At 66.1% G+C, this 20401-nt stretch carries 18 protein-coding genes; 9 read left to right on the top strand and 9 right to left on the bottom strand.

From position 1 onward, the window contains the following. Nucleotides 1-5 precede the first annotated feature (5 nt). On the bottom strand, nt 6-824 hold the full coding sequence (locus tag JCQ34_RS17790; RefSeq protein WP_286399914.1) for a methyltransferase domain-containing protein: 819 nt from the start codon (nt 822-824) through the stop codon (nt 6-8). Nucleotides 825-853: 29 nt separating this feature from the next. Beyond that, nucleotides 854-1354 (bottom strand): MarR family winged helix-turn-helix transcriptional regulator, encoded by a 501-nt coding sequence (locus tag JCQ34_RS17785; RefSeq protein ID WP_286399912.1) that lies wholly within the window; start codon nt 1352-1354, stop codon nt 854-856. 203 nt (nt 1355-1557) lie between these two features. Between JCQ34_RS17785 and JCQ34_RS17780 the strand changes: the two genes are divergently transcribed. Beyond that, the gene (locus tag JCQ34_RS17780; protein WP_286399910.1) at nt 1558-3759 is read left to right on the top strand and encodes an MMPL family transporter; all 2202 of its coding nucleotides are present in this window, start codon (nt 1558-1560) and stop codon (nt 3757-3759) included. Nucleotides 3760-3776: 17 nt separating this feature from the next. Here the strand turns inward: JCQ34_RS17780 and JCQ34_RS17775 are convergent, their stop codons facing one another. After that, complete coding sequence (locus JCQ34_RS17775; protein WP_286399908.1) at nt 3777-4706, bottom strand: NAD-dependent epimerase/dehydratase family protein; 930 nt, start codon at nt 4704-4706, stop codon at nt 3777-3779. Between the two features lie 124 nt (nt 4707-4830). Here JCQ34_RS17775 and JCQ34_RS17770 point away from each other — a divergent pair, with 124 nt between their 5' ends. From JCQ34_RS17770 to JCQ34_RS17740, 7 genes are all read left to right on the top strand, one after another. Continuing rightward, entirely contained in the window at nt 4831-5577 is a 747-nt protein-coding gene (locus tag JCQ34_RS17770; RefSeq protein ID WP_286399905.1) for a TetR/AcrR family transcriptional regulator, read from the top strand. Between the two features lie 92 nt (nt 5578-5669). Next, nucleotides 5670-6101, top strand: coding sequence for a hypothetical protein (locus tag JCQ34_RS17765; RefSeq protein WP_286399904.1), 432 nt, complete (start codon nt 5670-5672; stop codon nt 6099-6101). Nucleotides 6102-6334: 233 nt separating this feature from the next. After that, complete coding sequence (gene dnaK, locus JCQ34_RS17760) at nt 6335-8203, top strand: molecular chaperone DnaK (RefSeq protein ID WP_142132368.1); 1869 nt, start codon at nt 6335-6337, stop codon at nt 8201-8203. A gap of 3 nt (nt 8204-8206) precedes the next feature. After that, nucleotides 8207-8899 carry a nucleotide exchange factor GrpE gene (locus tag JCQ34_RS17755; RefSeq protein ID WP_286399902.1) on the top strand — a complete coding sequence of 231 codons (693 nt, stop codon included), beginning with the start codon at nt 8207-8209 and terminating at the stop codon, nt 8897-8899. Nucleotides 8900-9172: 273 nt separating this feature from the next. Then, complete coding sequence (locus tag JCQ34_RS17750) at nt 9173-10144, top strand: DnaJ C-terminal domain-containing protein (protein ID WP_286399899.1); 972 nt, start codon at nt 9173-9175, stop codon at nt 10142-10144. 14 nt (nt 10145-10158) lie between these two features. Continuing rightward, complete coding sequence (locus JCQ34_RS17745; protein ID WP_286399897.1) at nt 10159-10584, top strand: heat shock protein transcriptional repressor HspR; 426 nt, start codon at nt 10159-10161, stop codon at nt 10582-10584. A 181-nt stretch (nt 10585-10765) separates the two neighbouring features. Then, a complete protein-coding gene (locus tag JCQ34_RS17740) occupies nt 10766-11152 on the top strand; it encodes a hypothetical protein (protein ID WP_142135025.1) in 387 nt (128 codons plus the stop codon). A 31-nt stretch (nt 11153-11183) separates the two neighbouring features. Here JCQ34_RS17740 and JCQ34_RS17735 read toward each other — a convergent pair whose 3' ends face one another. Continuing rightward, nucleotides 11184-12593, bottom strand: coding sequence for an aldehyde dehydrogenase family protein (locus JCQ34_RS17735; protein ID WP_286404639.1), 1410 nt, complete (start codon nt 12591-12593; stop codon nt 11184-11186). Between the two features lie 419 nt (nt 12594-13012). Between JCQ34_RS17735 and JCQ34_RS17730 the strand changes: the two genes are divergently transcribed. Then, complete coding sequence (locus JCQ34_RS17730) at nt 13013-14488, top strand: right-handed parallel beta-helix repeat-containing protein (RefSeq protein ID WP_286399895.1); 1476 nt, start codon at nt 13013-13015, stop codon at nt 14486-14488. Nucleotides 14489-14606: 118 nt separating this feature from the next. Here JCQ34_RS17730 and JCQ34_RS17725 read toward each other — a convergent pair whose 3' ends face one another. From JCQ34_RS17725 to hpaE, 5 genes are read right to left on the bottom strand one after another with little or no spacing between them, the layout of a single operon-like run. Next, nucleotides 14607-16115: an NAD-dependent succinate-semialdehyde dehydrogenase gene (locus JCQ34_RS17725; protein ID WP_286399893.1), complete on the bottom strand. Its 1509-nt coding sequence runs from the start codon at nt 16113-16115 to the stop codon at nt 14607-14609. A 21-nt stretch (nt 16116-16136) separates the two neighbouring features. Beyond that, entirely contained in the window at nt 16137-16940 is an 804-nt protein-coding gene (locus JCQ34_RS17720; protein ID WP_286399890.1) for an HpcH/HpaI aldolase family protein, read from the bottom strand. Continuing rightward, nucleotides 16925-17710 (bottom strand): 2-oxo-hept-4-ene-1,7-dioate hydratase, encoded by a 786-nt coding sequence (gene hpaH, locus JCQ34_RS17715; RefSeq protein WP_286399888.1) that lies wholly within the window; start codon nt 17708-17710, stop codon nt 16925-16927. The genes JCQ34_RS17720 and hpaH overlap by 16 nt, the downstream gene beginning before the upstream one ends. A 2-nt stretch (nt 17711-17712) precedes the next feature. Further along, on the bottom strand, nt 17713-18798 hold the full coding sequence (hpaD, locus tag JCQ34_RS17710; RefSeq protein WP_286399887.1) for a 3,4-dihydroxyphenylacetate 2,3-dioxygenase: 1086 nt from the start codon (nt 18796-18798) through the stop codon (nt 17713-17715). A gap of 55 nt (nt 18799-18853) precedes the next feature. Beyond that, nucleotides 18854-20365 (bottom strand): 5-carboxymethyl-2-hydroxymuconate semialdehyde dehydrogenase, encoded by a 1512-nt coding sequence (gene hpaE / locus JCQ34_RS17705; protein WP_286399886.1) that lies wholly within the window; start codon nt 20363-20365, stop codon nt 18854-18856. Nucleotides 20366-20401 lie beyond the last annotated feature (36 nt).

Here is a 20401-nt window from a genome sequence, read left to right as displayed (position 1 = left end):
CGTTGCTACGCCCGTGCGATGACCTCACCGTTGGGGATCAGGAACCAGCCGTCGTCCGTGGATCCCCAGCGGTGCCAGCCGGCCGAGATCCGCGCCAGGTCCGCGGGCTCCGCGAACCCGTATTCCAGTGCCTGCTCGGCGAAGGCGGAATGCAGCACCCGCTCACCCCAGACGCGTGCCTGCCAGCGGCGCTGCTGCGCCGTGGCGTAAAGCCAGTTGCTGCTGGTGGGTGCAACATCGGTGAAGCCCGCGGACTGGGCCCAGCTGACCAGCCGCCGCCCGGCGTCGGGTTCTGCTCCGTTGCGGCGGGCAACCCGCTGGTACAGGTCCATCCACTCGTCGAGTTCGGGGATTTCGGGGTACCAGCTCATGCCGTGGAAGTCGGCATCCCGCACCGCGACGATGCCGCCCGGTTTGGCCACGCGTCGCATCTCCCGCAGTGCCTCAACGGGATCGGTCAGGTGCTGGAGCACCTGGTGGGCATGGACGACGTCGAAGCTTTCGTCGGCGAAATCCAGGTCATAGATATTGCCCGCCACGAATTCCACATTGGGCACTTCGCGCTCGACGGCGAGCGCCTGGGCCTGGGCGATGATGTCCGGTGAGCGGTCCAGGCCGGTGACCTTGCCCGGGCTGACCAGGGCGGCGAAGTCGCAGGTGATGGTGCCTGGCCCGCAGCCGACGTCCAGGAGGGGGGATCCGGGGGAGAGGTAGGGCCGAACGAAGGCCGCGGAATTTTCCGCGGTCCTTGCGGCATGGGCGCGGACCACCGATTCGTGGTGGCCGTGCGTGTAAACGTCGTCCCCGGGCTGCTGCGCACTCATAACCAAACGCTACCCCCGGCGCGGGCTTCCTATTCGGATTCCGTCCGTGCCGCCACGGTTGCGTCAATCATTGCCGTCATGAAGCGAGTGACCGTGTCCAGTTCATCCTCGGAGAACCCGGCCATGGCGCTCCCCATACGCTGTGCCAGCGGGGCGAAGATGGCGCCGCCCTCCTGGAATGCCTTGGGCGTCATTTTCAGCTGGACCTGCCGCCGGTCCGTGGCGTGGCGTTCCCTGACCACGTGCCCGGAATGGTCCAGCCGGTCGATCAGTGCGGTGGTGGCGGGTGAACTCAGGTTCAGTTCCTTCCGCAGCAGCCCGGGCGTCACAACGTTGCCCCTGGCGGTATGGCGCATGATCACGGCGAGGGCGTTCATGTCCGTGCGGTGCATGTCCTTGCGGTCCCCGGCCGCGTCCACATACCGGTTCGCCTCGATGGTGAACTCCTGCAGGATCCGGAGCAGCGGGTGCCCGAACTCCGGGCCGCCCTGCTCGAAGGGGGAGGCACCCGGAGTGTTGTAATCCGCCATCTCCACCTCCCAGCCTTCGCTCCTGCGCCGTGTTTTTGCCTAGGCGTCCTGACGGATATTACTCCAGGCTCCATGGAGCCAACTGCACCACCGGCCCATTGGTACCTGCGATAGAGAAAAGCTTGACTGGCACTTATCTCTGTCATGGAGATAATCTATGCTGGAACAAATACTACTCCTCCTGCTCATCCACGGAAGGCATCATGAAACGCACAAATGTTGGCAGGGAACGTGTCCCGTTCTGGCTGCGCTGGCTGGTCCCCGTTGTCCTGGTGCTGACCTGGCTGGGACTGGCCGGGGTGGGCGGCCCCACCTTCGGCCGCTTGGAGGAGGTCTCGTCCAACGACCAGGCATCCTTCCTGCCCGCCAGCGCCGAGGCCACGGAGGCACAGGACTGGCAGGCGAAGTTCCGCGACTCTGACGAAGTTCCCGGCATCATCGTCATCGAAAAGGGTGAGGCCTTCACGCCCCTGCAGCTGGGCGAACTCGCCACCCTGAAGTCCGATCTTGAAAACCTCAAGCTGGGCAGCGCGGTCATCGGCCCCATTCCCTCTAAGGATGCCAAGGCCGTGCAGTTCGTCGTGCCCATCGGATCGTCGGCCGAGCTCAAGGAGGCCGTCAAGGAACTCCGCGACACGGTCAAAGCGGCAGCGCCGCAAGGTGCACAGAGCTTCGTGACCGGACCTGCCGGGCTTGCGGCGGACCTTACCGCTGCATTCGGCGGCATCGACGGCATCCTCCTGCTCGTGGCCCTGTCCGCCGTGTTCGTGATCCTCCTGATCGTCTACCGGTCCCTGCTGCTGCCCATCATGGTGCTGCTGACCTCGGTGTTTGCCCTCTGCGCGGCCATCCTGCTGGTGTTCGGCATGGCCAAGGCCGGCTGGATCCAGCTCAACGGCCAAAGCCAGGGCATCCTCTCCATCCTGGTGATCGGCGCCGCCACCGACTACGCGCTGCTCTTCGTGGCCCGCTTCCGCGAGGCCCTCACCCACACCACCAACCGCACCGCGGCGGTCCTGACCGCCTGGAAAGCGTCCTGCGAGCCCATCCTTGCCTCCGGTGCCACGGTGATCATCGCGCTGCTGTGCCTGCTCTTCTCCGACCTGAACTCCAACAAGGCCCTGGGCCCGGTTGCCGCCGCAGGCATCCTGTGCGCCCTGTTCGCCGCGCTGACCCTGCTGCCCGCCCTCATGGCGCTGCTCGGCCGGGCCGCGTTCTGGCCCTTCCGGCCCAAGCTCCTCCCTGCAGACCAGCGCGAACCGGAACTGGTCACCGGCCTGGAAGGCCAGAAGGGTCTCTGGCGCGCCACCGGCTCCCTGGTGTCGCGGCGGCCCCGGACCGTCTGGGTTGCCTCGGTCCTCCTGCTCCTCGTCGCCGCCGGCGGCCTGTTCCAGCTGAAAGCCAACGGCGTGCCGCAGACGGATGTCATCCTCACCGCCTCCAACGCCGTTGACGGCCAGGACGCTCTGGCCCGCCACTTCGACGCCGGCAGCGGCAGCCCCGCCGTCGTGGTCGCCGACCAAGGCAAGGCGGCAGAGGTGCTGGACAAGGTGAAAGCGGACGACGGCGTGGGCGAGGCCTACCTGCTGGGCCGCGGCAGCGTGCCGGTCACCGGCGCCCCCGGTGCTCCCACCACGCCGGACGTCCGGGACGGGAAAGTCCTCATCAATGCCACCCTGAAGAATGCCGCGGACTCGCTGGAGGCGGAGGAAACCATCAAGTCCCTGCGCACCGAGGTGAAGGCCATTGATCCCGGTGCCCTGGTAGGCGGCGTCACCGCTACGGCGCTGGACACCAACACCACCGCCCAGCGCGACCTCCTGGTCATCATCCCGGTGGTCCTGGTGGTGATCCTCTTCATCCTGATGCTGCTGCTGCGCTCCGTCGTGGCCCCGGTCCTGCTGGTGCTCTCGGTGGTCCTGTCCTACGCGGCCGCACTGGGAGTCTCGGCCTTCGTTTTCAACAACCTCTTCGGGTTCCCGGGAGCCGACGCCACCGTGCCGTTGTTCGGCTTCGTGTTCCTGGTGGCCCTGGGCGTGGACTACAACATCTTCCTGATGAGCCGCGTCCGCGAGGAATCGCTCAAGCACGGCACCCGGCCCGGTATCCTGCGCGGTCTGGTGGTCACCGGTGGTGTGATCACCTCGGCCGGCGTGGTCCTGGCGGCGACATTTGCTGCCCTGGGCGTCATTCCCATCATGTTCCTGGTCCAGTTGGCCTTCATCGTAGCGTTCGGCGTGCTGCTGGACACCGTGCTGGTGCGCTCGCTGCTGGTTCCGGCGCTGGCCTACGACATTGGGCCGAAGATCTGGTGGCCCAGCAAACTGGGCCGGACGGATGGCCGCGACGCCGCCCGGCCGCGGGAGCCCGGCGTCGAGCCGCTGGAAGAGGTTCCCAGCCGCTAGCCCTGCTTTCGATGGCACTAACCCTGTTGCCGCCACCAGTCCACGGTGGCGGCAACAGCCGTTTCCAGCGGGGTAGGGGTAACGCCAAGGGCGGCCTCGGAAGCGGCCGAGTCCATGACGAACGGCCGCTCGAACTGGTACAGCATCTCCGCCAATTCGCGGGCGTCACCTGAGAAAAGTCCCGCCGCCCGGAGTGCCCAGCCGGGGAGGACGCGCACCTTGGGGGATGGCCGTCCTGCGGCTGCAGCGAAAGCCTGGGCAAGTTCCTTTTGGGTGAGCGCCGGTCCGGTGGGCGCGTGCCACACGGCGTTCCAGGCGGACGGCCGATCCGCTGCCGCAATCATGGCGGAGGCCAGATCGGGAACGTACGTGAACGAGTGCGGCTGCCGGGAACTGCCCACCACGCTTACGTTCTTTCCCGCCAGGATCGGCGCCACCATGCGTTCGCCGGCGTGGGCAATCCGGGCCCGCGGGCCGAAGAAGTCACCGGACACCACACTCACCGTGGGCGTGGCCGAGGCGGCGCGCGCCCGAAGCAGGGCCGTCCGTACGCCGCGTTTGCCCCCGGTGGCCCGGCGCGGGCTGCCCTCCGCCATGACGCTGTCCGGCTCGCTGTAGGAGTAGAGGCTTTCGGGGAAGACGACGACGGCGCCCACCTCCTGCGTGGCATCAAGGACCGCCTGCTCGGCGGCGGGAAGTTCTGCCTGCCAGACCGATGCGTTGTACGCCGAGCCGTGGATGCAGTGGAACACCGCCTGGGCGCCGGCAAGGACCGAGCGAAGGACCGCAGGATCTTTCGCGTCCCCTCTTATCCGCTCGATCAGCTCGTGCTCCGGTCCGCTGCCCGATCGCGTCAGGACACGCACCTGGCGCCCCTGCTCCGCCAGTTGTTCCGCCACAGTCCACCCCACGGGTCCCGCTCCGGTCACGACGTATACCTTCGACATCTCGGTCTCCTTATTCGAATGAGAGAGCAGTGCTCTCAGAAATAGAATGAGGGTTTGGTGCGGCAAAGTCAAGAGCAGCGCTCTCTTTTGCTGCCGCCGCTCTTGCTTGTGGCATGCTGGACCCGTGACTGAAGCCAGCAATACACCCGCCGCGGCTGCCCGCCCCTTGACGCCCCGGCAGCGGGCCAGGACCCGGACCGTGGCGGACATCGTCCGGCTCGGCCGGAAGCACTTGGCAACACATGGCGCAGCAGCGCTCTCCCTGCGCGCAGTGGCAAGGGACCTGGGTGTCGTGTCCTCCGCCGTCTACCGGTATGTGGAAAGCCGGGACGAACTGCTGACGCTGTTGCTGATTGACGCTTTCGGTGAGCTCGGGGACGCAGTGGATGCCGCCGTCGGGGAAGTGTCCGAAGATGACCATGCTGGACGCTTCATGGCGCTGGGCCGGGCTGTCCGCGCTTGGGCCCTGCGCGAGCCGGCCAGCTACGCCCTCCTGTTCGGCAGCCCGGTGCCGGGCTACAACGCCCCGGCCGAGCGCACGACAGGTCCGGGCACGCGGGTCATTGTCGGCCTCATCGGCATCCTGGATGCTGCCTCCCGGGCCGGGCAGCTTGCAGTTCTCCCGGGGTCCGCGGAGCTGGCGCCCACCCTTGCTGCCGACCTTCACGCCATCCGCTCCGAGTTCGGGCTTGCCATCCCGGAGGAACTTGTGGCGCGGGGTGTCCTTGTGTGGAGTTCCCTTTTCGGCGCCGTCAGCTTCGAGGTGTTTAACCAGTACGGTTCGGACACCTTTAAAGCGCCCGAAGAGCTTTTCGACCACCATCTCGCCGTTCTGGCCAGCGTCGCGGGGCTGCAGGTGGCGGCCTCCTGACGCCGCCTGCCGGGGCCTGTTGGAGTGCCTGCCCCGTCGGTAGACTGCCAGTGCGCCCGCACGGACGCGGAGCCTCGAAGGAGAGATGCACCATGACTGAGAACCCGGAATTTGCAGCCGAGGAACCCCGCAGCGGCAGCAGCGGCGCACCTGGCCTGGAAGGGGAAGGCGGCCAGTACGTCGACGGGGATTATGGCGACGCCGGCACCATTAGCGAGGCGGAGCGGGGCCCGGCGGACGGTGAGTACGAAGAAGGCAACTATGGTGCCGCCGGGGCTGCCCGTGCAGACAGCTTGGATGAGGGCCAGTACGCGGATGGCAACTACGGGAAAGCGGGCAGCCTCAACGAGCCCGCTCCGGGGCCGGCCGACGACGAGTACGAGGAAGGCGATTACGGCGACGCCGGAACCGCCGGCGGCGCGAGGACCGAGGACGCCATCCGCGAAGGGCTCACGGACGGCCAGGTCCAGACCACTGCGGAAGAGCGCGGGCCGCTGCACGGGGATCGGAACACGGAACGCTAAGCAGTCCGGCGGCACGTTCTCGCAGAGCGAACCGGCGTGCCGCCGTCGTACTTTCCCATCAGGTTCCGCGTCGTTTCAAGCAATGTGGCGGCGCACGTCTGTCCTCGGGCTCAAAGTTGAGCGGACCTCACTCAACTTTGGATTGACATCGCCGGCGCCCTGAGTAAAGTTGAGTGCAGAACGCTCAATGCTTAGGGCGCCACCCAGTTTCCAAGGAAAGAAGGAAGCAACACATGTCACGTGCAGTAGGTATCGACCTCGGAACCACCAACTCCGTCGTCTCCGTTCTCGAAGGTGGCGAGCCCACCGTTATTGCCAACGCCGAGGGTGGCCGCACCACGCCGTCGGTCGTTGCATTCTCCAAGTCCGGCGAGGTCCTGGTTGGCGAGATCGCCAAGCGCCAGGCCGTCAACAACATCGAACGCACCATCGCGTCGGTCAAGCGCCACATGGGCACCGACTGGACCGTTGCCATCGATGACAAGAAGTACACCCCGCAGGAAATCTCCGCGCGTATCCTCATGAAGCTGAAGAACGACGCCGAGTCCTACCTGGGCGAAAAGGTCACCGACGCCGTCATCACCGTCCCGGCCTACTTCAACGACGCCGAGCGCCAGGCCACCAAGGAAGCAGGCGAAATCGCCGGGCTGAACGTCCTGCGCATCGTCAACGAGCCCACCGCCGCAGCACTGGCTTACGGCCTGGACAAGGGCAAGGAAGACGAACTCATCCTGGTCTTCGACCTCGGTGGCGGTACCTTCGACGTCTCGCTGCTGGAAGTCGGAAAGGACGAAGACAACTTCTCCACCATCCAGGTTCGCGCCACCGCCGGTGACAACCGCCTGGGCGGTGACGACTGGGACCAGCGCGTCGTTGACTACCTGCTGAACCAGCTCAAGGTCAAGGGCATCGACCTCTCCAAGGACAAGATCGCCCTGCAGCGCCTCCGTGAAGCTGCCGAGCAGGCCAAGAAGGAACTGTCCTCCTCCTCCAGCACCAACGTCTCGCTCCAGTACCTCTCCGTCACCCCTGACGGCCCAGTCCACCTGGACGAGCAGCTGACCCGCGCCAAGTTCCAGGACCTCACCAAGGACCTGCTTGAGCGCACCAAGAAGCCGTTCCACGACGTCATCAAGGAAGCCGGCATCAAGCTCTCCGACATCAACCACATCGTGCTGGTCGGTGGCTCCACCCGTATGCCCGCCGTCTCCGAGCTGGTCAAGGAACTGGCCGGCGGCAAGGAGCCCAACAAGGGCGTCAACCCGGACGAGGTCGTGGCAGTCGGCGCAGCCCTGCAGGCAGGCGTGCTGAAGGGCGAGCGCAAGGACGTCCTCCTGATCGACGTCACCCCGCTGTCCCTCGGCATCGAAACCAAGGGCGGCGTGATGACGCACCTGATCGAGCGCAACACCGCCATCCCCACCAAGCGCTCCGAGACCTTCACCACCGCCGACGACAACCAGCCGTCCGTGGCCATCCAGGTCTTCCAGGGCGAGCGTGAATTCACCCGCGACAACAAGCCGCTGGGCACGTTCGAACTGACCGGCATCGCCCCGGCACCGCGCGGTGTTCCGCAGGTTGAGGTCACCTTCGACATCGACGCCAACGGCATCGTGCACGTCTCCGCGAAGGACAAGGGCACCGGCAAGGAACAGTCCATGACCATCACCGGTGGCTCCAGCCTCTCCAAGGAAGACATCGAGCGCATGGTCCGTGACGCCGAGGAGCACGCAGCCGAGGACAAGGCCCGCCGCGAGGCCACCGACACCCGCAACACCGCCGAGCAGCTGGCCTACTCCGTGGACAAGCTGATCGCCGACAACGCGGACAAGCTGCCCGAAGAGGTCAAGACCGAGGTCCAGGGTGACGTCGACAGCCTCAAGAAGGCCCTCGAAGGTACCGACGACGCCGCTGTGAAGTCTGCATTCGAGAAGCTGCAGGCTTCCCAGACCAAGCTCGGCGAAGCGATCTACGCCCAGGCCGGTTCGCCGGACGGCGCAGGTGCTGCCGGTGCTGAAGGTGCCGCCGGAGCTTCGGCCGGTTCGTCCGACGAGGACATCGTCGACGCCGAGATCATCGACGAAGACGAAGCGAAGAAGTAACCCATGCCGCACCACGGTAACGAGGAAGAGCACAACGCATCCGCCGGCCAGGAGCGCGGGCAGAACGGTGAGCCGGTCATCCGGGACAACCGCAAGGTTGACCCGGTGACCGGGCAGGCCCGGCACCCCGAGAGCGGCCAGTCCGCCCCCGGGGCCGGTGCCCAGGCCGGAGCAGATTCCGACGGCGACGCGCTGGCCCAGGCCGAGGAGATTCTCAACGGCGTGGACGTGCCGGCCGAGGAATCCGTGGCCCAGGGGGCTCCGGCAGGTTCCGGCGGCAACGCCGAGGCAGCCGAACTGCGCAACGACCTGCTTCGCCTCCAGGCTGAGTACGTCAACTACCGCAAGCGCGTTGAACGCGACCGCGCCGTGGCAGGGGAAATGGCCGTCATTGGCGTCCTGAACTCCCTGCTTCCGGTCCTGGACGACGTCGACGCCGCCCGGCAGCACGGCGACCTCACCGACGGACCCTTCGCCGCGATCGCCAACAAGCTGGAAAACGCGCTGAAGACCTACGGCCTGGTCCGCATCAACGAGACGGGCGTGGAGTTCGATCCCACAATCCACGAGGCCCTGATCCAGCAGCCCGGCGAGGACATCGAGGTTGACACCGTCAGCCAGGTCCTCCGCTCGGGCTACAAATCAGGAGACCGCGTGCTCCGCGCAGCGCAGGTCATCGTGGCGGTCCCGGCCTAGTCGGGGTTGGCTCGCGCTACGCCGGATATGGGGCGGTGCCCGCTTCGCGGTGCCCTCCACACCGCCGCCCCATATCCGGCCTCCGCGCCGGCGGTCATCTCGCCTAAGGTGAGGTAACCACGAAGCTCGCAGCGGTACAGGGGCCCCGGGAGTGGCATCGGGCCTGCCGAAGCTGGGTGGCTGGGGATCGTAGATCCTCAGCCACCCAGCGTAGGGGCGGGGGCCCCTGTACCGCGGAGAGCTATTAGTTAAGAGACTTGAAAGGAAACGCCATTGGCTAGCCAGGATTGGGTGGACAAGGACTTTTACAAGATCCTTGGTGTTGCCAAGGACGCTTCCGATGCCGATATCAAGAAGGCCTACCGGAAGCTTGCGCGGCAGCACCACCCTGATACCAACGCGGGGAACGCCGCTTCCGAGAAGAAGTTCAAGGACATCTCCGAGGCTTACTCGGTGCTCTCGGATCCCGATGAGCGCCAGCAGTATGACGCCATCCGGGCCATGGGCAGCGGGGCCAGGTTTGCCCCCGGCGGTGCCGCCGGCGGCAACGGCGGGTTCGAGGACATGTTCGGCGGCCTCTTCACCGGCAACACCGGACGCCACGCGGGCGGGTTCAACCCCGCAGGCGGCGGCATCCCGCCCGAGTTCGCCGACCTCTTTGGCGGTTTCGGCGGAGCGCCCGGATTCCAGCGCACCCCGCAGAAGGGTGCCGACCGGACCGCGTCCACCAGCATTTCGTTTGCCGGTTCCATCCGCGGCACCACCATCGGCCTGCGCGAGCCCAGCGGCGAGGTCATCGACGTTCGTGTCCCGGCAGGCATCAAGGACGGCCAGAAGGTCCGGGTGCGCGGTAAGGGCCAGCCCGGTGCCGCCGGCAATGGCGACCTGGTGGTTTCCGTGTCCGTACAGCCCCACGCTTTTTACACGCGCGACGGCGACAACCTCCGCATCCATGTCCCGGTCACCTTCCCGGAGGCCGCTTTGGGCGCCGACATCCAGGTGCCCACCATCGACGGCGAGACGGTGAAGGTCCGCGTTCCGGCGGGAACGCCGTCGGGCCGCACCCTGCGGGTGAAGGGCAAAGGCGTGAAGACGTCCAAGGGCACCGGCGACCTGCTGGTGACCATCGACGTCGCAGTTCCCAAGAATCTCAACAAGGACGCCGAAGCTGCGGTCAAGGCGTTCGCCGAGGCAACGTCGTCGGCGGACGTCCGCGAAGGCCTGGCAGCCAAGGCCCGGCTTTAGGGCGGAGGTGAGCCGTGGACATCAGTGCTGACCAGCCGATCTTCGTGATTTCCGTGGCGGCCGAGCTGGCGGACATGCATCCGCAGACCCTGCGGCAGTACGACAGGCTGGGCATCGTCAAGCCCAGCCGCGCCCCCGGGAAGTCGCGGCGTTACTCCCAGCGTGACGTGAACATGTTGCGGGAAGTGCAGCGTTTGTCCCAGGAAGGCGTGTCGCTGGAGGGAATCAAGCGCATCCTGGAACTCGAAAACCAGGTGGCGGCCCTCCAGAGCCGCATCAGCGATCTTACCGAGGAACTCGGGCGGAGGCCCCGCGCGGTGGACTCGCGGATCTTCGCAGCTGGCGCAGCCGGTGACGTGGTGAGCCTGGCGCGCGGTCAGCGGCCCCGGCCGAGGTCGCAGGCCGTCATGCTGTGGCGGCCGCGGGCCATCGGACAGTAAGTACCGCGTCCGGCTGCCTGGCCAAAATAGAGTACCCACTACTCGTGACCGAAAAGCCCCCTGAAACTTGAATGGAACCATCGCCGGATCAGCGGCGGTGGTTCCACAAGTTCTGGGGGTTTTTCGTGTTTAGAGTTCTCAGCAAAGGTCTTATCAGCAAGGCCCGGCCATGAGTCCGGGAATGGAATCCGTGGCCGCTTTCAGCCACTCCCTGCCGGGCCAGGTCCTGCTGGCCATCGGACAAACCATCGTTGTGGTCTGTGTCTGCTTTGATATGGTCCGCGAGTTGTCCGTCCCACGATCGCACCGGCGCTATGTGGCCAGCACCGTGTTCCGGACGTTGGCCATCCCCTCGATCATGGCCAACGCCTTGACCGTCTTCATCGCCCTGGTGCTCTCCTCCTGGGTGGACGTGGTGATGGGAATGTTCGTGCTGGTGGCCATTGTGTTCCGCTTCCACCACAACCAGGACGAGGACAACTGGTGGAAGGGCAAAGGCAAGAAACTCGCGCGTTGGGCCCGCCGCCAGTTCGCCGGCCGGACGTCCACCGCCCCGGCCATGGGCTGAACCCAGGACCGGAGCGGCGGCATCAAAGCGGTCAGCCGTTGATGACCTGTGGTACGCCGAGGGCCTTGAGGCCTTCGACGCCGAACTCCACCCCGTAGCCGGACTGCTTGGCTCCGCCGAACGGGATGCGGGGGTCCACGGCGCCGTGCCGGTTGATCCACACCGTTCCAGCCTGGATGCGGGCGGCGACTTCCCGGGCCGCAGCCAGGTCGGGGGACCATACGGAGGCGCCCAGGCCGACGTCGAGCCCGTTGGCCTTTTCCACCGCCTCATCGACCGTGCTGTAGCGGATGATCGGCAGCGCGGGCCCGAACTGTTCCTCGGCCACCAGCGGGTTGTCGTTATCAATGTCCGCCACGAGGGTGGTGGGGTAGAAGAAGCCGGGCTGGCTGGTGTCCGGGTTGCCGCCCAGGAGGATGCGGGCGCCGGAGTCCTTGGCGGCCTGAACGAGGTTGGCAAGGATGTCGTACTGCGCCTTGTTCTGCAGCGGGCCCAGGACGTTGTTTTCGTCCAGCCCGTTACCCATAGGCATGGCTTTGGCCACGGCGATCAGTTCTTCGCAGACGGCGTCGTAGATGGAGTCGTGGACGTAGAGGCGCTTGAGGGCTGCGCAGGTCTGGCCGGTGTTGAGGAACGCGCCCCAGAAGACGTCCTGGGCGATGGCCTTGGGGTCGGCGTCGGGCAGGACGATGCCGGCGTCGTTGCCGCCCAGTTCAAGGGTGAGCCGCTTGACCGTGTCGGCAGAGGATTTGATGATGGCGCGGCCGCCGGCGGTGGAGCCGGTGAACATGATCTTGCCGATTGCGGGGTGATCGGTCAGGCGGGCGCCTACTTCGCGGCCGCAGGAGACGGCGGAGAGGATGCCTTCGGGGAGTTCCTCGTTGAGGACCTTGACCAGGGCCAGCACGGACAGGGGAGTGTTGCCGGAGGGCTTGACCACCACGGCGTTGCCCATCCGCAGGGCGGGGGCGAGCTGCCAGACGGCGATCATCATGGGCCAGTTCCACGGGCCGATGGCCGCGACGACGCCGATGGGCCGGTAGTGCAGCTCGGCCCGGGTCTCGCCGTCGTCCACGATGGTTTCCGGTTCCAGTGGAAGGCCGGCCGTCGCGCGCAGCCAGGCGACGCAGGCGCCGACTTCGAAGCGGGCGTTGGGGCCGTTCAGCGGCTTGCCCTGCTCCCGGGAGAGGAGCCGGGCCAGTTCCTCGGCGGACCGTTCGACGGCGTCGGCTGCTTTGAGGAGCGCGGCGGACCGGGCGGCGTGGCCCAGGGCAGCCCAGGCCGGCTGGGCGGCGACGGCGGTGGCCACGGCATTTTCCAGGTAGTCGAGGTCGTGAATGGGGGCCTCGCCCACTGCTTCGCCGGTTGCCGGATCAAAGATGGTGCGGCCGGTGCCGGCTGCGGGGGCAATGGACGCGAGGAGCGCATCGTAGGTTTCCAAGGGATACTCCACTTCGAGTAGGCAGGACGCCAGCCGGTCGGCGTAGCGGGTTACTTCAAGTCTGGTTTGCACCCCGTCCGGGCTCTTGTCTCTGGGCGCAGGACAGTTGTGCGGGAGCGAAGGCTGAGCAGCCGGACGGAGCCGGACGGGTGCCAGCAACGGAGCACCAAGAGAACGCGAATTTCGTCCTACCCCTTGTGAAAGCGCTTTCCGACTGCTTGAATCGATTCATCGTCGTGATGGTGCCGGATTCTGACTCCACCCATGCTGGGGGTGGCTGGGCGCCAGGGGGCCGACGCCATGAATCGACATACAAAGGAGTCATGTCCGTGAAAAACTCAAAGCGAGCGGCTGTAGCAGTGGCCGGCGTCTGTGTCCTGGGAGCCTTCGGCATCACAGTCCCTGCCCATGCGGCGTCAGTGGACCGTACCCAGGATTCGGCACTGTCGGTGCTGGGTGCGTTGAAGGTGGTCCCCTCTCCAGATGCCCACGTTTGGTTCATCTCGCCGGAAGGAAACGACGACAACGCGGGTACGCAGGACGCGCCGTTCAAAACGCTGATGAAAGCGCAGGCAGCAGCAGCGGCCGGAGACACCGTCTATATCCGGGGCGGCAGCTACAACCAGTTCGAAGTGCGCGAAACCGATAACCCGTTCGAAGACGTTTATCACTACGTCAATGACATTTATAAGAGCGGGATCACTTACGCCGCGTTCCCGGGGGATAATCGGCCCGTCTTTGATTTCAGCAGTGTGCCCACCGATCAACGTGTGGCCGCGTTCTACGTGGAAACGCAGGTGACCGACGTGAACTTCGTCGGCTTTGACGTAACGGGCGTCAAGGTGGGAGACCAAAAGCAATCAGAGGCTTTCAGGATTGCCGGTGGTGCCAACTTCGTAAACATGGCCGCCCATGACAACGAAGCCATCGGCTTCTACTACACCATGGACGGGACCGGGGTGGTACTGAACAGCGACGCCTACAACAACATCGGTCCCACGGCCCGGTCAGCGGGCAATACGGACGGGTTCGGTGCCCACGCAAAAGACGTGTGGTTCATCAACGACCGGGCATGGCATAACAGCGACGACGGCTTCGACAGCATCACATCGGAGGGACGGGTCGCCTACGTCAACGACTGGTCCTTCGACCACCATGGCAACCAAAACGGGGTAGGCGACCAAAATGGATTCAAGGTTGGCGGATATGCCTACCGCACCACAGGGCTTCCCCAGCCCATCCCGCTGCACACGGTCATCAATTCCATGGCTGCGGACAACGGTGCCAACAACTTCTATGCCAATCACCAGCCCGGCCAGTCGGCCTATTGGATCAACAACACAGCCTACAAGCCAGGGTACGGCGCCAACTTCAACATGCTGGAGCGCGTAAGCCCCACAAGCCCGGACAACATTCCCGGCTACCGGGAGGTCCTGCACAACAACGTGGCCTACACCGGGGCGCCGACCTCGAACGACAACACTCCGGCAGAAAACGAGACGAACAATTCGTGGACGATTGACGGTGGTCTCCAGGTAGCTGCAGGTGACTTCGAAAGCCTCGACATGCAGCAACTTATGGCACCACGGAAACCAGACGGTGCTCTCCCCGATGTTTCCTTCATGAAGCCGGTGGCCGGCAGTGCGTTGCAAACCCATGGCCTGGGCTACCTCGCTGACCAGGGCAATCCCTATGCAACCTTGCAGAAGCTCGTAGATGTCTATGGCAGCTCAGGTGACATCGACAACCAGGGCCTGCGGGACAGCCTCCTGAACAAACTGGAAGACCACCAGTTGGGCGCGTTCATCCAGGAGTTGAAGGCCCAGTCGCAAAAACACGTCAGCCAGTACGCCGCCAACACCTTGATCCTGGTGGCGAACGCGCCGGCGGGATAGGCGAAACCGAAGGCTGCGAACGTCAGGAAGGCCCGCACTGGCCCAGTTTTGGGGCGCGGCAAACGGCGGGAACCCGGGGTTTCCGAGTTCCCGCCGTCAAAACTGGGCCAGTTTGGCGCTAGTGGCCCGCGTAGGGGTCGGCGATGCCGATGTATTGGGTGGTGGTGTATTCGGCGATGCCTTCGGATCCGCCTTCCCGGCCCAACCCGGACTGTTTGACGCCGCCGAAGGGTGCTGCGGCGTTGGAGATGACGCCGGCGTTGAACCCGACCATGCCGAACTCGATCTGTTCGGCTACGCGCAGGAGGCGGTTGAAGTCGCGGCTGTAGAGGTAGGACGCGAGCCCGTATTCGCTCGCGTTGGCGAGTTTGATGGCCTCTTCTTCGGTGGTGAAGGTGGTGATGGGGGCGACGGGGCCGAAGATTTCCTGGCCCAGGATCGCCGCGTCGTTGGGGACGTCGGCCAGGACGGTCGGCTGGTAGAAGTAGCCGGGCCCGTCCACAGGGGCCCCGCCGGTCACCGCTACCGCCCCGGCATCAACTGCAGCCGTCACGAGGGCGTGGACGTCGTCGCGGGCGCCCCCGTCAATGAGGGGCCCGACCTTGGTGTCCGGGTACGTTCCGCGGCCGGTGGCGAGGGCGCCCATGGCCGCGGCGAACTTCCGAATAAATTCCTGCGCCACCGACTCGTGGACCAGGAACCGGTTGGCGGCGGTGCAGGCCTCGCCCATGTTCCGCATCTTCGCGGCCATGGCGCCTTCGACGGCGGCATCCAGGTTGGCGTCCTCGAACACGATGAAAGGGGCGTTCCCGCCGAGCTCCATGGAAGTGCGGAGCACGTTCTGCGCGGCGTCGGCCATCAGGCGCTTTCCGACCGGGGTGGAGCCGGTGAAGGAGACCTTCCGCAGCCGGGAGTCTTTGAGCAGCGGACCGGAGATCCCGGAAGCAGAGGAGGAGGCCACCACATTCAAAACCCCGGCGGGGAGGCCGGCGTCGAGCATGGTCTGCGCGAAGTACTGCGCCGTCAGCGGGGTGAGCTTGGCGGGCTTGAGGACCATGGTGCAGCCGGCGGCGACGGCGGGGGCGACCTTGCGGGTGGCCATGGCGAGCGGGAAGTTCCAGGGGGTGATGAGCAGGCAGGGCCCGACGGGTTTGTGCTGGACCAAAATCTTGTTCTTGCCCTCGGGGGTGGTGAGGTAGCGGCCGTAGTCGCGGACGGTTTCCTCGGCGAACCAGCGCAGGAACTCCGCCCCGTAGGTGACTTCGCCGCGGGCCTCGGCCAAGGGCTTGCCCATCTCCAGGGTCATCAGCAGCGCGAAGTCCTCGGCCCGTTCGGTCACCAGGTCGAAGGCGCGGCGCAGGATCTCCGACCGCACCCGCGGCGCGGTCCGTGCCCAGGACGCTTGCACGGCGTCGGCCGCGTCCAATGCCGCCACCGCGTCGTCGCTCGTGGCGGACGCGAGGGTGGCCAGCACCTCCCCGGTGGCGGGATCATGCACATCGAACGTGCCACCGTCGGACGCGTCCCGCCACTCGCCGTTGATCAGCAGGCCGGTGGGCACCCACGCGAGCAGGGAAGCCTCGCGCTCCGGTGAATGGGCAGGGGTAACCGCAGAAGTGACTGTCATTGCATAAGTCCTAAAAGTTGGTCAGTAGCTGGGCGGGGTGTCGCCGTCGGTTGGCTTCACGAACTTGGCAGCAAGGGCTTCGGAGCCGCGGGCGAGGAGGGCGACGTCGGCGCCCACCAGGATGAAACCGGCGCCGTTCGCGAGGTAGCGCTTGGCGGTGTCGGGGTTGAAGGCGTTGACGCCGGCGGGCTTGCCGGCTGCTTTGGCGGCGGAGAGGCAGTGCTCGACGGCGGCGCGCACCTCCGGGTGTTCCTGCTGTCCCAACAGGCCCATGGAGGCGGCGAGGTCGGAGGGTCCGACGAAGACAGCATCCACTCCGTCCACCTTCAGGATGTCCTCCACTGACTCCACTGCGGAGGTGGATTCGATCTGGACGGTGACGCTGATGGTCTCATTGGCGCGGGCCAGGTAGTCCGGGACCCGATTCCAGCGGGCGGCCCGGGCCAGGGCGGAACCCACCCCGCGGACGCCCTGCGGCGGGTAGCGGGTGGCGGCCACCGCGGCTTCGGCCTCGGCCACCGAGTTGACCATGGGGATCAGCAGGTTCTGCACGCCCAGGTCCAGGTACTGCTTGATCAGCACGGTGTCGTTCACGGGCGGCCGGACCATGGCATGGACCGGGTGGCCGTGGATGGCCTGGAGCTGGGCCAGGATGGATTCGAGCCCGTTGGGGCTGTGCTCGGCGTCCACCAGCAGCCAGTCCAGGCCGGACCCGGCGCAGAGTTCGGCGACCAGCGGGCTGCCGGAGCAAACCCACATGCCGGCGAGGGGCCGGCCCGCCTGGGCTAAGGCGTCCCGGAAGGTGTCCTCTATTCGAAGCGGCATGTCACACTCCCCAGGGGGCCGTAGTCGGCGTGGACGGTGTCGCCCTTGTAGACCCACATGGGCCGGGTGAAGGACCCGGCCAGGATGATGTCCCCGGCCTTCAGGGCGTCACCGTGGGCGGCGATCTTGTTGGCCAGCCAGTGCACTCCGTTGGCGGGGTGGTCCAGGACGCCGGCGGCCACGCCGGTCTCCTCCACGGTCTGGTTCTTGTAGAGGATGGCCGAGACCCAGCGCAGGTCCACAGCGTCCGGCTTGACCGGGTTTCCGCCGATCACCATGGCACCCATGGCCGCGTTGTCGGAGATGGTGTCCACGATGGTCCGGCCCTCCATCTCGATCCTGGAATCCAGGATCTCGAGGGCCGGAACCACGTAGTCGGTGGCATTCAGGACATCGAAGATGGTGACGCCCGGGCCCTTCAGCCCGTCCTTCAACACGAACGCCAGCTCCACCTCCACCCGCGGGTGCGTGTACCGGTCCCACTGCACCGAGCAGCCGGTGTCCAGCACCATGTCATCGAAGATGGCGCCGTAGTCCGGTTCGGTGATGCCGGTGGCGGCCTGCATGGCCTTGGACGTGAGGCCAATCTTGCGCCCCACCAGGGTCCGGCCGGCGTCCTCGTTGCGGCGCCGCCACAGCTGCTGCACCGCGTATGAGTCCTCCACCGTCATCTCCGGGTAGCGGGCGGTCAGGCGGGGAACAGGGGTGCGGGTCCGGCCGGCTTCCACCAGCTCGTCTGCGATGGCCTCAATCGTCGTCGGCTCCAGCATGGCTAGACCTGGACTCCCAGCTTGAAGCCCGTCCGGTCACCTTCCGGCGAGCCCTCCTTGCGGGTGTAGGAGAAGCCATCGGCGCCCACGGTGACTGCCATCTCGGACTTTTCCTCGCGGACGATCACCGGCTGCGGGTTGCCATCCAGGTCCAGGACCAGGGAGGCCTCGGTGTACCAGGACGGGACCACGGGGTTGCCCCACCAGTCGCGGCGCTGGTTGTCGTGGACGTCCCAAGTGATGGTGGGGTTGTCCGGGTCGCCGGTGTAGTAGTCCTGGGTGTAGATCTCGATACGGTGGCCGTCGGGGTCCAGGATGTAGAGGTAGAAGGCGTTGGAGACGCCGTGCCGGCCGGGGCCGCGTTCGATCCGGTCGCTGATGCGCAGGGCGCCCATCTTGTCGCAGATCTGGATGATGTTGTGCTTCTCGTGCGTGGCGAAGGCAACGTGGTGCATCCGCGGGCCGTTGCCGCCGGTCAGGGCGGTGTCGTGGACGGTCTGCTTGCGGTGCATCCACGCGGCGTAGGTGACGCCGTCGGAGTCCTTGATGTCCTCTGAGACGCGGAAGCCCAGGTCTTCCAGGTATTTGCGGCCCTTGGGGACGTCCGGGGTGACTTGGTTGAAGTGGTCCAGCCGGACCAGTTCACCGGCGGAGTAGAGGTCGTAGCGCTGGGTGAGGCGTTCCACGTGCTCCACGTCGTAGAAGAACTCGTAGGGGAAGCCCAGCGGGTCCTCGACGCGCACGGAGTCGCCGATGCCCTTGGTGAAGCCTTCCTTGCGGCGCTCCACCCGGCAGCCGAGTTCCTTGTAGTAGGCCTCGGCGGCGTCCACCTCGGCGGGGGACTTCACCCGGTAGGCGAAGGCGGCGACAGCGGCGATGGGGCCCTTGCGCAACACCAGGTTGTGGTGGATGAACTCCTCCAGGGAGCGTAGGTAGATTGCGTTCTCGTCCTCTTCGGTGACGTGCAGGCCCAGGACGTCCACATAGAACTCGCGGGACTTGGCGAGGTCGGTGACCACGATTTCCATGTAGGCGCAGCGGACGATGTCCGGAGCCGGGACGGTGGGGGTGGGAACGAAGTTGGTCATTGGATTCTCTCTTCTTTGAAAGGGGGCTTGGAAAGTACGACGGCGGCCGGCTGGCTTAGGCGCCGAACTTAGGGGTGTGGACGGAGCCGAGCGTGATGTGCACGGCCTGCTGGTCGGTGTAGAAGTCGATGGAACGGTAGCCGCCCTCGTGGCCCAGGCCCGAGGCCTTGACGCCGCCGAACGGGGTGCGCAGGTCGCGGACGTTGTGGCTGTTCAGCCAGACCATGCCGGCCTCCACGTTCTGGGAGAAGTTGTGCGCCCGGGTCAGGTTCTGGGTCCAGATGTAGGCGGCCAGGCCGTACTTGGTGTTGTTGGCCAGGGCGAGGGCCTCGTCATCGTTCTCGAACGGGGTGATGGCCACGACGGGTCCGAAGATTTCCTCCTGGAAGATCCGGGCGTCAGGGGCGACGTCGGCAAACACCGTGGGTGCGATGTAGTTGCCTTCGGGCAGGTGGTCCGGGCGGCCGCCGCCGGCCAGGAGCCGGCCCTCGGACTTGCCGATCTCCACGTAGGATGCCACCTTCTCGTAGTGCTCCGGGTGGACCAGGGCGCCCACCTGGGTCTTGGGGTCGTGGGGATCGCCCACCACGATGTTCTTGGCCCGGGCGGCGTATTTCTCGCAGAACTCGTCGTAGATGGCGCGCTCAACCAGGATGCGGGAGCCGGCGGTGCAGCGCTCGCCGTTGAGGGAGAAGACGCCGAACAGCGCGGAGTCAATGGCGGCGTCCAGGTCCGCATCAGCGAAGACGACGCAGGGGGACTTGCCGCCAAGCTCCATGGACAGGCCCTTGAGGTTCGCGGCGGCGTTGCGGAAGATCGTCTGGCCCGTGGTGGTCTCGCCGGTGAAGGAGATCAACGGAACGTCCGGGTGCTTGACCAGCGCGTCGCCGGCTTCCTCGCCAAGGCCATTGACCAGGTTGAAGACACCGTCCGGGAGGCCGGCGTCCTTGAAGATGGTGGCCCACAGGGAGGCGGAGAGCGGGGTGAACTCGGCGGGCTTGAGAACCACAGTGTTGCCGGTGGCCAGTGCCGGGGCGAGCTTCCAGGACTCCAGCATGAACGGGGTGTTCCACGGGGTAATGAGGCCGGCGACGCCGATCGGCTTGCGGTTCACGTAGTTGATCTGCGAGCCGGGGACCTTCATCGCGTCATCGAACTGGGCCACGATCAGGTCCGCGAAGAACCGGAAGTTCTCGGCTGCGCGCAGGGCCTGCCCCTTGGCCTGGGTGATGGGCAGGCCGGTGTCGAAGGTTTCGAGTTCGGCCAGGCGGGCTTCCTGCGCTTCGACCGCGTCGGCGATTTTGTTGAGGACGCGGGCACGCTCACGCGGCTTCATCTTCGGCCAGGGGCCGTTGGTGAAGGCTTCGCGGGCAGCGGCGACGGCCAGGTCGATGTCTTCCTTCTGGCCTGCTGCGGCGGTGGCGTAGTTGCGGTTGGAGACCGGGTCCAGGACGTCGAACGTCTTTCCCGAGACCGAGTCCACGAACTGGCCGTTGATGCAGTGCTGGATGTGCGTGGGCAGATCCTCGGGAACGTAGTGCTTGGCGGTTTCTACAGAGGCAGTCATCGTTGAAGTCCTTACTGTGTTCTTTGCGTACAGGTG

It is taken from the genome of Pseudarthrobacter defluvii (assembly GCF_030323865.1).
GTDB classification, from domain to species: domain Bacteria; phylum Actinomycetota; class Actinomycetes; order Actinomycetales; family Micrococcaceae; genus Arthrobacter; species Arthrobacter sedimenti.
The sequence above is the reverse complement of the archived record's forward strand: the minus strand, read 5'-3'. Positions and strand labels throughout refer to the sequence as shown.

Coding starts and splice junctions, on each gene's coding strand:
- JCQ34_RS17790 (WP_286399914.1), bottom strand. CDS start 824: ATGAGTGCGCAGCAGCCCGGGGACGACGTTTACACGCACGGCCACCAC.
- JCQ34_RS17785 (WP_286399912.1), bottom strand. CDS start 1,354: ATGGCGGATTACAACACTCCGGGTGCCTCCCCCTTCGAGCAGGGCGGC.
- JCQ34_RS17780 (WP_286399910.1), top strand. CDS start 1,558: ATGAAACGCACAAATGTTGGCAGGGAACGTGTCCCGTTCTGGCTGCGC.
- JCQ34_RS17775 (WP_286399908.1), bottom strand. CDS start 4,706: ATGTCGAAGGTATACGTCGTGACCGGAGCGGGACCCGTGGGGTGGACT.
- JCQ34_RS17765 (WP_286399904.1), top strand. CDS start 5,670: ATGACTGAGAACCCGGAATTTGCAGCCGAGGAACCCCGCAGCGGCAGC.
- dnaK (WP_142132368.1), top strand. CDS start 6,335: ATGTCACGTGCAGTAGGTATCGACCTCGGAACCACCAACTCCGTCGTC.
- JCQ34_RS17755 (WP_286399902.1), top strand. CDS start 8,207: ATGCCGCACCACGGTAACGAGGAAGAGCACAACGCATCCGCCGGCCAG.
- JCQ34_RS17740 (WP_142135025.1), top strand. CDS start 10,766: ATGGAATCCGTGGCCGCTTTCAGCCACTCCCTGCCGGGCCAGGTCCTG.
- JCQ34_RS17725 (WP_286399893.1), bottom strand. CDS start 16,115: ATGACAGTCACTTCTGCGGTTACCCCTGCCCATTCACCGGAGCGCGAG.
- JCQ34_RS17720 (WP_286399890.1), bottom strand. CDS start 16,940: ATGCCGCTTCGAATAGAGGACACCTTCCGGGACGCCTTAGCCCAGGCG.
- hpaH (WP_286399888.1), bottom strand. CDS start 17,710: ATGCTGGAGCCGACGACGATTGAGGCCATCGCAGACGAGCTGGTGGAA.
- hpaD (WP_286399887.1), bottom strand. CDS start 18,798: ATGACCAACTTCGTTCCCACCCCCACCGTCCCGGCTCCGGACATCGTC.
- hpaE (WP_286399886.1), bottom strand. CDS start 20,365: ATGACTGCCTCTGTAGAAACCGCCAAGCACTACGTTCCCGAGGATCTG.